This is a genomic window from Comamonas sp. A7-5 (genome assembly GCF_039581385.1).
GTDB lineage: Bacteria > Pseudomonadota > Gammaproteobacteria > Burkholderiales > Burkholderiaceae_C > Comamonas > Comamonas thiooxydans.
In genome coordinates, this window is sequence record NZ_JBCPWO010000005.1 from 112,984 (window position 1) to 126,882 (window position 13,899).

Annotated in this window: 10 protein-coding genes and 2 tRNA genes; 7 read left to right on the forward strand and 5 right to left on the reverse strand. The window is 61.8% G+C overall.

Features of this window, described 5'->3' with window-relative positions:
* Nucleotides 1–186: 186 nt before the first annotated feature.
* The 4 genes from lnt to AAIL67_RS10865 form a co-directional block, all read right to left on the reverse strand.
* Nucleotides 187–1,848, reverse strand: coding sequence for an apolipoprotein N-acyltransferase (gene lnt / locus AAIL67_RS10850; protein WP_343484006.1), 1,662 nt, complete (start codon nt 1,846–1,848; stop codon nt 187–189).
* A gap of 152 nt (nt 1,849–2,000) precedes the next feature.
* Nucleotides 2,001–2,882 carry a transporter associated domain-containing protein gene (locus AAIL67_RS10855; protein ID WP_003068015.1) on the reverse strand — a complete coding sequence of 294 codons (882 nt, stop codon included), beginning with the start codon at nt 2,880–2,882 and terminating at the stop codon, nt 2,001–2,003.
* A 188-nt stretch (nt 2,883–3,070) separates the two neighbouring features.
* Entirely contained in the window at nt 3,071–3,793 is a 723-nt protein-coding gene (locus tag AAIL67_RS10860) for a GNAT family N-acetyltransferase (protein ID WP_034354611.1), read from the reverse strand.
* 143 nt (nt 3,794–3,936) lie between these two features.
* Nucleotides 3,937–4,419 (reverse strand): Lrp/AsnC family transcriptional regulator, encoded by a 483-nt coding sequence (locus AAIL67_RS10865; RefSeq protein ID WP_034354614.1) that lies wholly within the window; start codon nt 4,417–4,419, stop codon nt 3,937–3,939.
* Between the two features lie 219 nt (nt 4,420–4,638).
* Between AAIL67_RS10865 and hppD the strand changes: the two genes are divergently transcribed.
* The 4 genes from hppD to AAIL67_RS10885 all read left to right on the forward strand — a co-directional run bounded on the left by hppD (nt 4,639) and on the right by AAIL67_RS10885 (nt 10,764).
* Complete coding sequence (hppD, locus tag AAIL67_RS10870) at nt 4,639–5,760, forward strand: 4-hydroxyphenylpyruvate dioxygenase (protein ID WP_343484007.1); 1,122 nt, start codon at nt 4,639–4,641, stop codon at nt 5,758–5,760.
* Between the two features lie 244 nt (nt 5,761–6,004).
* Nucleotides 6,005–7,096: a tripartite tricarboxylate transporter substrate binding protein gene (locus AAIL67_RS10875; protein WP_238585743.1), complete on the forward strand. Its 1,092-nt coding sequence runs from the start codon at nt 6,005–6,007 to the stop codon at nt 7,094–7,096.
* A gap of 94 nt (nt 7,097–7,190) precedes the next feature.
* Nucleotides 7,191–8,075: a phenylalanine 4-monooxygenase gene (gene phhA / locus AAIL67_RS10880; protein WP_343484009.1), complete on the forward strand. Its 885-nt coding sequence runs from the start codon at nt 7,191–7,193 to the stop codon at nt 8,073–8,075.
* Between the two features lie 241 nt (nt 8,076–8,316).
* Entirely contained in the window at nt 8,317–10,764 is a 2,448-nt protein-coding gene (locus tag AAIL67_RS10885; RefSeq protein WP_034354617.1) for a DUF3772 domain-containing protein, read from the forward strand.
* Here AAIL67_RS10885 and AAIL67_RS10890 read toward each other — a convergent pair.
* The gene (locus tag AAIL67_RS10890) at nt 10,704–11,687 is read right to left on the reverse strand and encodes an alpha/beta fold hydrolase (RefSeq protein ID WP_343484012.1); all 984 of its coding nucleotides are present in this window, start codon (nt 11,685–11,687) and stop codon (nt 10,704–10,706) included. The two genes, AAIL67_RS10885 and AAIL67_RS10890, sit on opposite strands and share 61 nt — an antisense overlap.
* A 204-nt stretch (nt 11,688–11,891) precedes the next feature.
* Here AAIL67_RS10890 and AAIL67_RS10895 point away from each other — a divergent pair, with 204 nt between their 5' ends.
* From AAIL67_RS10895 to AAIL67_RS10905, 3 genes are all read left to right on the forward strand, one after another.
* Nucleotides 11,892–13,601, forward strand: a complete 1,710-nt coding sequence (locus AAIL67_RS10895) for an AMP-binding protein (RefSeq protein WP_003067999.1) — start codon at nt 11,892–11,894, stop codon at nt 13,599–13,601.
* Between the two features lie 66 nt (nt 13,602–13,667).
* Nucleotides 13,668–13,742, forward strand: a tRNA-Val gene (locus AAIL67_RS10900).
* 6 nt (nt 13,743–13,748) lie between these two features.
* Nucleotides 13,749–13,823: transfer RNA gene (locus tag AAIL67_RS10905), tRNA-Val, on the forward strand.
* Nucleotides 13,824–13,899: the final 76 nt, after the last annotated feature.

Below are 13,899 nucleotides of genomic sequence, written 5' to 3' on the forward strand. Positions count from 1 at the left end.
CGGCAGCCTGTGCAAGCTACCTGTTACTCTGTATTTTGGGTGACGGGACCCGCGCCCGCTGCGCGCGCCCACTGCGGGCGGTACAACCAGGGATTATCAAGGCTCACGCCCCTACCCGGGACACAATACCCGTTTTCAGGCCCAAGACTCTGCCACAAATGCCACAGCCGCTGATGCCGAGGTGGCTTATTCCGTGCGGGACACTACGCCTTCCTCGGTCTTTCTCAAGGAGATCCAGGCCAGCACGCAGAACACGAGGCACAACAGGGTCAGAGGCAACAGACCCAGAGCATGCACCCAGCGCGCATAAGGCGTCAGCCCGTCGCGCCCCTGAACCCGGCCCTGCAGCACCGCGCGCTCGAAAGGCGCCAGTGCTTTCACCACTTGCCCTTTGTGATCGATCACCACCGTGGCTCCGGTGTTCGTTGCGCGCAACATGGGGCGCTCGAACTCCAGCGCGCGCATGCGGCTGATGGACAGATGCTGATCAATGGCCACGGAGTCGCCAAACCAGCCGATATTACTCAGATTGACCAGCACCGTGGGTGCCGTCGCCGCATTGCCGAAATGGGCCGCAAGCTCTTCGCCGAACAGGTCTTCGTAGCAGATATTGGGCGACAGGCGCTCACCCGCCCAGCTCATGGAAGGCTGGCCCAGTGCGCCACGATTGAAGTCGCCCAGCGGAATATTCATGAGTTCGGTGAACCAGCGGAACATGGGCGGAATGAACTCACCAAACGGCACCAGATGGTGCTTGTCGTATTGATAGGCCCGGGTCTGCCCCGGCAGCCAGCCTTCGACCGTATTGGTGAAGCCCTTGTCCCAGTTGCCCAGCGGAAGGCCCACCAGAGCCGCGCGGCTGGATTCCTTGGCGACAAAAGGTGCGCGCACAAAGTCCAGATAGCCTTCAGGAAGCTGCTGAGGCAGCAGTGGAATGGCTGTCTCGGGTGCCACGACCAACTGGGCCCTGGCGTCATGCAACTGCTGGGCATACCAGCGCAGTGCCACCACCACGCCCGAACCCATTTCAAACTTTTCATCCTGCGGAATATTGCCCTGCAGCAGCTCCACGCTCATGCCGGGCAGCTGACCAGGTGCTTCAATGGCGGCATCACGCGACCACCACAGCCCGCCCCAGACCAGACCCAGGGCCACAGCAGATGCTAGGGCCGGCTTGAATTTCAGCAACGCCGACCTGGTCTGCATACGCCAGACCAGCAGCGCCAGCCAGGCTGCAGCCCAGGCCGCCACAAACCCCGTGCCGTAGACGCCAATCCAGCGCGGCAGCACGGCCAGCGGGCCTTCCACATGGGCATAGCCGCCTGCGCCCCAGGGAAAACCGGTCCAGAGCCAGCCACGCGCCAGCTCGGCCAGCGTCCATAGTGCGGCAAAGACCAGCGCTGACAATGCATCCGGCGCCTTTGCCAAACGCTTGAAGCACCATGCAGCCACGGCGTAATAGCCACCCAGAAAGCCCGCCAGTGCCAACACGGCTGCCACCGCCAATGGCGCCGCCAATCCGCCATAGGTGTGCATGGAGATGAAGAGCCACCAGAAGGTGGCCGCCAGCCAGGCCGTGCCGAACAGCCAGGCCCGGCCTGCCGCCTGAGCGGCGGTACGGGCAGCCAGCAGCGCATGAACCAGCACCGCCAGCGACAGAATCTGCAGCCACCACAGCGGACGGCCATAGCCTCCGGCCAAGCTCAGCCAGCCGTCGCCCTGGCCGCGAGCCCAGGGCCAGGCCAGAGAGAAGGCCTGCAGCCCGCCTGCAATCAGCATCAAAAGCCAGCTCATCCAGCCTTTGGGCCTGGCAGCAGCGGTCTGAACGGTAGAGGCAGTGGTGGTCATAGGAATCAGCAGGCACTAACAAAACACCCAACCGGGCGGTTGGGTGAATTCAAGCATACGAGGTATCGCCAAGATTTGTGCAAACCAAGAGGCACAACCAGTATTTCCACCGGCATCACACCAGGCCTGACCCGAATTTGCGCAAGTCGCGATCAGTTGCGAACCAAGCTGTCTGGCGAAGGATCGCGCACCACCTTGAACCAGCGCACCGCGCCGCCCTTGGTGTGGAGCACGGTGAACTCCAGCCCGCCCAGATGAATCTGCTCGCCGCGCTTGGGCACATGGCCGATTTCATGGGCAATCAATCCACCAATGGTATCGAACTCGGCATCGGGGTCGCTGGCATGCAGCGAAGTCTCGAACTCCTCGCTCACATGCTCGATGCTGGCATCGCCCGCCACGCGGTAGCTATTGTCGGCCAGAGCAAAGATATCGCCCTCGTCCTCGGGGATGTCAAACTCGTCCTCGATCTCGCCGACGATTTCTTCCAGCACATCTTCAATCGTCACCAGGCCAGCCACACGGCCGAACTCGTCGATGACAACGGCCAGATGATTGCGATTGGCGCGAAACTCACGCAGCAGGTCGTTCAGGCCCTTGCTCTCGGGCACAAAGACGGCCGGGCGCACCAGAGCACGAATATTCAGGGTGGGAGAGCGCTGCAGCTTGAGCAAATCCTTGGCCATGAGAATGCCAATGATGTTCTCGCGCTCGCCCTGGTAGACCGGAAAGCGCGAATGCGCCGTGGTCAGAACCTGGTGCAGGATTTCTTCATACGGAGCATCGATATTGATGAGATCCATGCGTGGCGCGGCCACCATGACTTCTCCGGCGCTCATGTCTGCCATGCGAATCACGCGCTCCAGCATGACACGCGACTCGGTGCCGATGACCTGGTTGTCTTCGGCTTCGGCCAGGGTTTCGATCAGTTCATCGGGAGACTCCGGTGCCGGATGGATGAACTCAGCCACCTTTTGCAGGAAGCTTCGCTTGTCTTCCTTCTCGGGAAGTCGCGCAGGATGGGGGTCAGACACTGTCTTGGAGTGCAGGACGTGCGGTAGTCGAACAAGTCCCCAAGAATAACGGATTGTGTTGACAGACGGCTTGCTAGCTCACAAAAGCCATGAATGGCTGTCACCGAGCGCACTCAATCAAAGCCATCTTGATATCTGCTTGCGCCTGTCTTTATTGGGCTGCAGCCTTGCTGGCTTCACAAGACGATTTACTCGCCTGATTTATGGCGGCCTTCCTGCACACCCTTGCGCACTTCCTGCACGCCGGCCAGGAAAGCCCAGAAATTGACGGCCTGCTTCTTGAGCTGATAGTCCATCTCGCCCAGATGCTCCGTCACCAGCTCGCTGACATGGGTCTCGAAGTCGGCAGGCGGCAACTCCAGATAGGCTTCGGATTCCGAGCCCTCTCGCTTGACCGTGGCACCCGCGTTGCGCGCAATCTTGAGCATGGCCGTGTTCTCGGACAGCGCATGGATGAACATCATGCTCACGTTCTTGCTGCGCGCATGCAGCACTGCACGTGCAAACAGACGTGCCCCCAGCCCCTTGCCACGTGCACTCTTGAGCACGGAGACGCCGAATTCCGCGCATTTCTCATGCTCGGGATGGCCGGCAAAGGCCAGATGCGCCATGGAGATCAATTCCAGGCGGCGATTGAAGATGCCGAAGATATCGTCGCGCTCGAAATCGAGCTGCTCGACATAGCGGCGCACCTGCTCGTCGTTGGCCGCATAGCCAAAGCGCAGATAGCGATCACGCGCATCCAGCTTGAGCAGATGCTTGATGATGCGGTCGCGATGGCGCGGGCTCAGCGAACGGATGGGGACCAAGGACGGCGAGCGACGCTCGGCGCCATGGGACTTGCCCATGTCTCGCAGCCAGCCGGAGCCGGCCTGCCAGGGCGATGTCAACCAGTCTTTGGGGAGGTTCATAGCCTGAAATATAGGTAAAAACCCGAGGTTTCACAAGCCGCATGTTGCATTGCAACAATCCTGTAAGGATTTTCCGCTAATTCAACACCTTAGCTTCTGTTTCCGGCTAGGTCATGGTCCGTATGAAGGACCTCTACGAAGGCTTAGAGCGGCACGGCCGTCGTGACCTTGACCCGGTCCATGACAAAGCTGGTTTTGCAATCCTGCACACTGGGGTGTTTGAGCAGCGTGTCCATGATGAAACGACTGTAATGCTGCATGTCTGCCACCACCACCCGCAGCAGATAGTCCATCTCGCCAGTGAGGGAGACGCACTCCACCACCTCGGGCCAGGTCTGCACGCTGGCGCGGAACACATCCATGGGATTGCGCTTGCTGGTTTCGGTGTATTTTTCCAGACGCACATTGATATAGGCGGTCAGCCCCAGACCCACGGTCTCGGGCTGCACCAAAGCCACATAGCGGTCGATGACACCGTTTTCCTCCAGCCGCTTGACACGGCGCAGCACGGCGCTGGGCGACAGGCCGACCTGCTCCCCGATGACGTCATAAGTTTCTCGGCCATTGGCCTGCAATCGGCGCAAAATTGCCTTATCCAGTTTGTCGATGGTGTGCATGGAACTCATGGCGGCAGATTATAAAAAAAGCGCAGTTTTTATTAATGGTTAACCCTTGATAACCATTTAAATTGCATGAAATCAATTTTTTATGCAATTTTCATGCATTGAGCTGTTTGCAGCCAAGGCATTTTTGCATGAAGCTTGTCCGCGCCCTGTCCTACAGTGCATCCATCGTCGACACCTGTTCTTCATGTGTTGCGCCCCTACCCGATGGAGACCTCTGCCATGAACGCCCCACTGACTCAAAGCAACGCCAGCCAGTTCCAGACCTGGGACAACCCCATGGGCACGGACGGCTTCGAGTTCGTCGAATACGCGGCCCCCGATCCCGTGGCCATGGGTCAGCTGTTCGAGCGCATGGGCTTTCAGGCCATCGCCAAGCACCGCCGCAAGAACGTGACCCTGTATCGCCAGGGCGAGATCAACTTCATCATCAATGCAGAGCCCGACAGCTTTGCCCAGCGCTTCGCGCGTCTGCACGGCCCCAGCGTCTGCGCCATCGCCATCCGCGTCAACGACGCCAAGTACGCCTATGAGCGCGCCACCTCGCTGGGTGCCTGGGGCTATGCCCAGCAGGCCGCCCCCGGCGAACTGAGCATTCCCGCCATCAAGGGCATTGGCGACTCGCTGATCTATTTCATCGACAAATGGCGCGGCAAGAATGGTGCCAAGGACGGTGACCTGGGCAATATCAGCTTCTTCGACGTGGACTTCGAGCCTCTGCCCGGTGCCGATCTGCACCCCGAGGGTCTGGGCCTGACCTATATCGACCATCTGACCAACAACGTCTACCGCGGCCGCATGGCCGAGCTGGCCGAGTTCTACGAGCGCATCTTCAACTTCCGCGAGATCCGCTACTTCGACATCGCAGGTCAGGCCACAGGCGTCAAGAGCAAGGCCATGACCAGCCCCTGCGGCAAGATCCGCATTCCCATCAACGAGGAAGGCAACGACAAGGCCGGCCAGATTCAGGAATATCTGGACATGTACCACGGCGAAGGCATACAGCACATCGCGCTGGGCTCGACCAATCTCTACGACACCGTGGACGGTCTGCAGATGAACGGCATCAAGCTGCTGAACACCAGCGAGACCTATTACGAGCTGCTGCCCAAGCGCATCCCGGACCTGCAGGAACCCATTCCCGAGCTGCTGGCGCGCAACATCCTGGTGGACGGCCAGCCGGGCGAGCTGCTGCTGCAGATCTTCAGCGAAAACCAGCTGGGTCCCATCTTCTTCGAGTTCATCCAGCGCAAGGGCAATAGCGGCTTCGGCGAGGGCAATTTCAAGGCCTTGTTCGAGACCATGGAACTCGACCAGATGCGCCGCGGCGTGCTCAAGACCTGAGCCAGATCAACGGAGCCTGCCATGCGCCACCTCGGCCTTCACCCGCCTCGTCTGCTCGCTTGCAGCATGGCCGGCGTGGGCTCCGGCGCTACGCAATACATCAAAAAGATACCAATGGTTACCACTCCATCAAACGGACCATGTGGCGACCGATTTCCGTCCCTATACTTCCCGCCATGCTGCACTGCCGCATCCACGCCTGACGTGAGTCGGCGCAGCCAGCTTCAACGCCCGGAAGGATCCAGTGTCGCGCCCCCATCAGCCCCCCGCTACAGCCCCCGAGGACTGCAGAGCACCGAGGCTGGACGCGCCTGCCGACACCTGGCGCCTTTCCCGCCGCCAGGCCATGAGCCTGGCGGTGGCTTCGGCGACCTCCCTGATCGCGGACAGCGCGCATGCTGCCCGGGATGCGAGCGCCCTGCCGTCGAATTCCAGCCGCAGCCGCAACGAACTCTCGCTGGTCGTTCCCTATGCGGCGGGCGGGCCGCTGGATCGGGCAGCGCGCAAGCTGACGCAGGAAACCACGGCCCTGGGCAATATCAATGTGCTCAATGTCGCAGGCGACGGTGGCGCCACGGGTGCAGCCATGGTGGCCAGAGCAGGAGCGCGCGAGCCCATGCTGCTGATGGGTGCCGTGGCCACACATGCCATCCTTCCCTGGCTCAACCCCCAGTTGCCCTACGATCCGCTGCGCGACTTTCAGCCGCTGACACTCGTGGCCCGCATGCCTCATGTGCTGGTCATGCGCAGCGAACTGGCCATGCAGTGGCGCATCTACACGCCCGAGGATTTGCTGCGCTTCATGTCCAAGCACCGGCAGCCCCTGCGCTATGCCTCGGCGGGCAACGGCAGCATCGGCCATATCGCGGGCCAGTGGTTCCAGTCGCTGACCCAGGTTCCGCTCCAGCACCTGCCGTTTGGCGGGGCCAGACCGGCTCTGTCGGCCTTGCTCGAGGGCACGGCCGATCTGATGTTCGACAACATTGCCTCGGCTCTGCCTCATCTGCGGGCCGGCAGGCTCAAGGCCATTGGCGTGACCTGGCGCTCGCCGCTGCCGGCTCTGCCGGAAGTGCCCAGCCTGGACGACAGCATCAAGGGCATGAATCTGACTACCTGGTTCGGCATCTTCGCCACTGCCGGCATCACGGACAGCCAGGCCAAGCGCTGGTCGGAGACTTTTGCCCAGACGCTGCAAAGGCCCGATATACAGCAGTACTTCGACGCCATGGGCGTGGTGCGCGACGACCTGCGTCTGCAGGACTTTGCCCGCCTGGTGCAGGCCGAGCATGCGCGCTACGGACAGCTCGTCAAGCGCGCCCAGATACAGATGCACTGAGCCAGCTTTCGGCTCGCTTCTCCTTTTCCCTGCTGCGCCCCGGCCACGAGCTCTGGCCGCAGCCTTCGCGACCCCTCATCTCAGGGAGTACCTTATGAACAGCATCCAGAACAGCACCGCCATGACCGGCAGCATCGGCGCGGCCCCCGTCGTCTATGGCCAGTCCGATCGCCCGCCACGCGGCGACTACACGCGTGCCCATGCAGACTACACCTGCACGCAAGACTATGCCGCCTATACCGAGGCCGAGCATGACACCTACCACCGCCTCTACGAGCGCCAATCCGCGCTGCTGCCGGGCCGCGCCAGCCAGCATTTCATCGACGCCCTGCCGTCGCTGGGCGCCAAGGAGCGCATTCCGCGCTTCGAGGAAATCAACGAGCGACTATTCAAGGCCACGGGCTGGGAGATCGTCGGCGTTCCAGGTCTGATTCCCGAGGTACCGTTCTTCTCGCTGCTGGCCCAGCGCAAATTCCCGGTCACGGACTGGATACGCAAGCCCGAGGAGTTCGAATACATCGTCGAGCCCGACGTCTTTCACGACCTCTTTGGCCATGTGCCGCTGCTGTTCAACCCCGTCATGGCCGATTTCATCCAGGCCTACGGACAGGGCGGCCTCAAGGCCGCCGAGCTCGGCGCCTGCGAGATGCTGTCGCGCCTGTACTGGTACACGGTGGAATTCGGTCTGATCCGTGAGAGCGGCGGCGTGCGCGCCTATGGCGCAGGCATTCTCAGCTCTGTGGGCGAGCTGGAGTACAGCGTCAACAGCCCGCAGCCGCACCGTTTGCCGCTGCAGCTGGAGCGCACCATGCGCACGCTCTACAAGATTGACACCTATCAGCAGACCTATTTCGTGATTGACGACATGCCCCACCTGCTGAACCTGGCCGATACCGACTTTGCACCTCTGTATGAGCAGCTGCGTCAGTTGCCCACCATTGGCGCCAAGGAGTTGCTGCCCGGCGAGCAGCTGATTTAGTCAGCGGATGTATACCGGCACGCGCCTTGGCAAGCGCGAGGTCACGCGCCGAATTTTTAGATGAAAATTCGGCCCTACTCCTTTCCCCAAAAGCGCTTAAAGCTCCATTTTTAATAGCAATTGACGCCGAATATCCAGGCTGCAAGCCCTGTATGACTTGGCTGCGCCCTGAAACCCTGACCGCAGCATTGCACCTATAGTGAGCGCCAGAGGCAAACTGCCGCCCACTCACTTCTTCACAATGCATTACCGCTGCAACCAACTGCTGCGCTGGCTTTTAGCGCTCCAACTTTGCATAGGTCTGGCCGTCGCGGCCGAGCTGCCTGCCAATGGCGATATCCAGACCACGTCCATCGCCCAGATTCAACAAGCATCGAACACCCTGGACAAGGTACGCCAGTCGCTCGATGACGCCGACACATCCGAAACGCTGCAGGCACTGTCCGAAAAAGCCCTGCAGTCCAAGCGCGATGCCGACAATGCCGTCACGGCGCTGGAGCCGCTGCTCAAGCAAATCGACGCTCGCATTGCCCAGCTGGGTCCGGTGGCCGAAGGCAGCGAGGAATCCCCCGAACTGAGCCTGCAACGCAAGGATCTGGCGCAGCAGCACAGCGAGCTGGACTCCGCGCTCAAGCGCGGCAAGCTGTTGTCCATGGAGGCCAAACAGACCACGGACAGCATCGAGAAAATCCGCACCCAGCAGTTCAACGCACAGATCGCCCGCAAAGTGGCATCGCCGCTGTCGCCCTCGCTGTGGAAGCAGTTTGCCGAACATCTGCCAACCGACCTGCAGCGCATTGCGGCCCTGACACGCCAGGGCCAGGCCAGCTTTGCGGCAGCCATTGCCGAACATGGCTGGTCGGCCACGCTGACCGGCATTGCCCTGGCGCTGTTTGTGATGTTTCCGCTGCGCATCGGCCTGCGCTATGCAGGCCGCAAATTTGCGGCCTCCGAACGCGCACCCAACGGACGGCTGCGCCGCACAGGTCTGGCTGTCTGGATGCTGGTAGTGGGTACGGCCCTGCCCGGCCTGGCCAGTCTGATATTCATCGAGAGCCTGCGCTCCATAGACGCGATTGCACCGCGCCTGCAGACCGTGGCCGATGCCTGGATTCAATCCTCATTTGTCGCCGCCTTCTTCCTCTCCGTCAGCGCCTGCCTGCTGGTGCCCAAGCGTCCGACCTGGCGGCTGCTCAACATCGACGACATCGCCGCCCCTGCGCTCACACGCTTTGCCTGGGGAGCCGCCGGTCTGACCTGGTTCTCCATGATGCTCAACGCGGTGGACATTGCCGCACGCACCAGTGCCGTCAGCAGCGTGGCCCTGGACGGACTGATTGCGCTCGTCTATGCCTTGCTCATCATGTCGGTGCTGATGGTCATCAACAAGCAACGCAAGCGCCAGCAACTGGCCGAGCGCGAGAAGGCCGCTCATCATGGTGACGATTACCGGCCTGCGGCAACCAGTCGCTGGCTGATGCTGGCCTGGCTGGGCGGGCATCTGACGGTGCTGGCCGCGCTCATCGCAGCGCTGATCGGTTATCTGAACTTTTCGGTATTCGCAGCCACGCAAATGGTCTGGATTACTGTGGTGGTTCTGGCCACCTCGCTGCTGATGAAGTTTGCCGACGACCTCTTTACCTGGCTGTGCTCCAGCGAGAGCCGTATCGGCCAGGGCTTCGCTGCCGGCACGGGGCTCAAGCCCTCGCGCCTGGAGCAGGTCGGCGTGCTGTTGTCGGCTCTCACGCGTGTCTGTCTGTTGCTGCTGGGGCTGATGGCGCTGATCGCGCCCTTTGGCAACTCCAGCAGCCTGATCGTGCTGGCCGATACGCTGACCAACGGTCTGCCCGTGGGCGACTCCTTCCTGCGCCCCATGACGATCTTGCGCGGCCTGCTGGTGCTGGTTGCAGGCCTGACCGTGTTTGGCGCCCTGCAGCACTGGCTGGTGGAAACCTATCTGCCCAAGACCGAGCTGGATATAGGCGCACGCAACTCCATCAGCACCGTGGCCCGCTATATGGGCATTTTGCTGTCCGGCCTGTGGACGCTGGCGGCCCTGGGCATAGGCTTTGAAAAAGTGGCTCTGCTGGCCAGCGCCTTGTCCGTCGGCATCGGCTTCGGTCTGCAGGCCATCACGCAGAACTTTGTCTCGGGCCTGATTCTGCTGGCCGAGCGCCCCGTGAAGCTGGGCGACCGCGTGCGTATCGGCGATCAGGTCGGCGACATCCGCCGCATCAGCGTGCGCGCCACCGAGATTCAGACCGATGACAAATCCACCGTCATCGTGCCCAACTCGGAGTTCATCACCAAGTCCGTGCAGAACCTGACCATGGATGGCGCGCTGGGCCGCATCTCGATCGCGTTCTCGGTGCCGCTGAACACCGATATCGTCAAGCTGCGCGAGGTGCTGCTGGGCCTTTATGCCGAGCATGAGGCCGTGCTGAGCACCCCTGCTCCTTCAATGTATGTGGACTCCATCAATGGCAGCGTGGTCAACATCACCAGCTTCGGCCATGTCTCCAGTTCGCGCAATGTCTACAGCACGCGCAGCGACCTGCTGTTCGGCCTGCTGCAGCGCTGCGCCGAGCAGCAGATCGCCCTGGTTTCCGCCACCGACATCCACCTGATTCAGGACCCGCAGGCCCGTGCCCCGGCGTCGGCTGCGGAGGCGCCCACCTCGGCTGCCTGATGCCCGCTCTGCAATTGCGCCTGCAACTGCAGGCAGTGCTGCCAGACCCGAGGATCGAACAGCAGCTGCATATGCGCTGCATCGTCGACCTGATGACACTGCGCATTCGGCAAGATCGCAAGGTCGGGGGGGAAGACGATGTTGTCGCTGCTGCTGCACCAGCAGCTGAATGACACATCCTGGGGCGGCGGCCCCAGCCGCTGCAGCCAGTCGCTGCCTTCGCGCATATCCACGGCCGGCAGGCGCTGCGCAAACCGCGCCAGCCAGGCTCCGCCATGCGGCGTGGCCACGGTGACCACATGGGCCGCATGGCGCGCACGCTCATCAGCATCGAGCCGATTGAGCCAGGCCCGCACCACCAGACCGCCCATGCTGTGTGCAACCAGAAGAGGGGCACGGCCGGTTTGCTGGACCATGGCTTTCACGCATCTGTCGAGATCGTCCACCATGGCATCGACTGGACTGCCATGAGCCGGCTCCAGCGTCATGGCCATGCAGGGAATACCGCGTGCCTTGAGCCTGCGCAGCCACACGGTCCACACGCCACGGTTGCAGAAATAGCCATGCACCAGTACCACGCCCACCTGCCCTTGCAGCTGCTTGCCCTCGCGATCCACAGGCACTCCATCGGGCTCTGCATGCTCGCCAAAAGGAATCTGCCAGCCGAACAGCCGCCAGGCCCAGCGCCACTCGGCAAACCAGGCCCGCAGCGCGACCATGACAGGCGGCAGCGGCAATCCACGACCGCGCAGCACCGCACGCATCATCAGCATCTGCGTGCCCAGCTGCAGCCCGGCTCCGCTCGCAATCAGCCCCGCACCCAGCAGTGCCACAGCCACTGAGCGCGGCCACCAATAGCTGCACCAGAGCAACAGCGCCAGCCAGCTTCCCATCACCACACAGCGCCAGAACCAGGTATTCAAAGCTGCTCCTCCTCAGAACGTGTTTGCGTTCTCGGACCCAGCGTAGCAAGCATGCCGCTCCACGCCTAGGACAAGCCCCCGTAGACCCTGACAGAGCGCATCCGCAGAATCAGCCGCAGCGCAGGTTTTGCACGCTGGCCTTCTTTGTTCAACCCGCCGCCCTCTTCCCTGGACGACGAGCGGCTTCTGCAAGGTACCTCTTCTATGGACGCTGCCGCTCCCTGGTTCAAGAACTATCCGCCCAATGTGCCGCACGATGTGCAGCCCGAACAGTACCGCTCGCTGGTGCACCTGCTCGAAGAAGCCTTCAGCCAGCATGCAGAGCGGCCGTTTTCGGTCTGCATGGACCGCTGGATGAGCTATGCCGAGCTGGACAGGCTATCCGCACAGATGGGGGCCTGGCTGCAGAGTCTGGGTCTGGAGCCAGGAGCGCGCGTGGCCATCATGCTGCCCAATGTGCCGCAATTCGCCGTCAGCATGGCCGGCGTGTTGCGCGCAGGCTTTACCTGCGTCAACGTCAACCCGCTCTACACCGCGCGCGAGCTCGAGCATCAGCTCAAGGACTCGGGCGCCACGGCCATCATCATCCTGGAGAACTTTGCCCACACCCTGGCCCAGGTGCTGGAGCGCAGCCATATCCGCCATATCTGCCTGACCAGCATGGGCGATCTGCTCGGCGGCCTGTACGGCAGCTGGATCACCTTTGCCGTGCGCCATCTGGCCAAGATGGTGCCGGCCTTCGACCTGCCCCTTGGCTCGGATTCAGGCGCCGGCAGCCAGCAGCGCCAGGTCACCCAGTTCAGCAAGGCGCTGACCGAGGGCGCAGGACGCAAGCTCATCCCCAGCACGGCCACGCTGGACTCGATTGCCTTTCTGCAATACACGGGTGGCACCACAGGCCTGTCCAAGGGGGCGGTACTGACCCATCGCAATATCGTCGCCGCCACGCTGCAGGCCCATACCTGGTTCACCCCAGCGCTGGAAGGCAGGGTCAAGGCCAATGAAACCCATATCGTGGCGGCCTTGCCGCTCTATCACATCTTCGCGCTCACCGTGAGCCTGTTCGCCATGCGACTGGGCGGCAGCCTGAGTCTGATTCCCAACCCGCGCGATATCCCGAAATTTGTGAAGGTGCTCAAGAAGCGGCCCTTCCATGTGCTGCCAGCCGTGAACACCTTGTTCAATGCGCTGCTCAACAACCCGGAGTTCCGCCAGCTCGATTTCTCGCAGTTGTTCATCTCCCAGGCCGGCGGCATGGCGGCGTCCGAAGGCACGGCGCGTCAGTGGCAGCAGACCACGGGCTGCGCCATGATCGAAGGCTGGGGCATGAGCGAGACCTGCGCCATAGGCACGAACAATCCCGTGACCAACAAGGAGTTCACCGGCACCATAGGCCTGCCTCTGCCCGGCATCTCGATCGCCATCAAGGACGATGAAGGCCACGACCTGCCAAACGGCCAGGCGGGAGAGCTCTGTATCAAGGGCCCCAACGTCATGCACAGTTACTACAACCAGCCTGCAGAGACCGCCAAGGCCTTCACGGCCGACGGCTATATGCGCACCGGCGATATCGGTGTGCTGGACGACGAGGGATACACCCGCATCATCGACCGCAAAAAGGACATGATGGTGGTCAGCGGCTTCAACGTCTATCCGAACGAGCTGGAGAACGTCATCTCCATGTGCCCCGGCGTGCTCGAATGCGCAGCCGTGGGCGTCAAGGACGATCAGCAGGGCGAATCGATCAAGGTCTATGTGGTGCGCAGCGACCCCTCGCTGACGGAAGACCGGGTCATGCGCTACTGCCAGGAGCAGTTGACGGGCTACAAACGGCCACGCTATATCGAGTTCCGCGACGAGCTGCCCAAGACCAATGTGGGCAAGATCCTGCGGCGCGAGCTGCGGTCGAACTGAGTTTTTTCAGAAAATTTACGAGTTTTCCCGAAGACTTCCAAAGTTGCTGCTAGAATTGCGGTCTTCGGGTGATTAGCTCAGCGGTAGAGCACTGCCTTCACACGGCAGGGGTCACATGTTCGATCCATGTATCACCCACCAGTTAAAGCGCGATTAGCTCAGCGGTAGAGCACTGCCTTCACACGGCAGGGGTCACATGTTCGATCCATGTATCGCGCACCAGACAAAGCCTCTTGAATTTCGGTTCAAGAGGCTTTTTCTTTTGCCCGCACGGCAGACCGCCCCCCCCTCTTTTGGA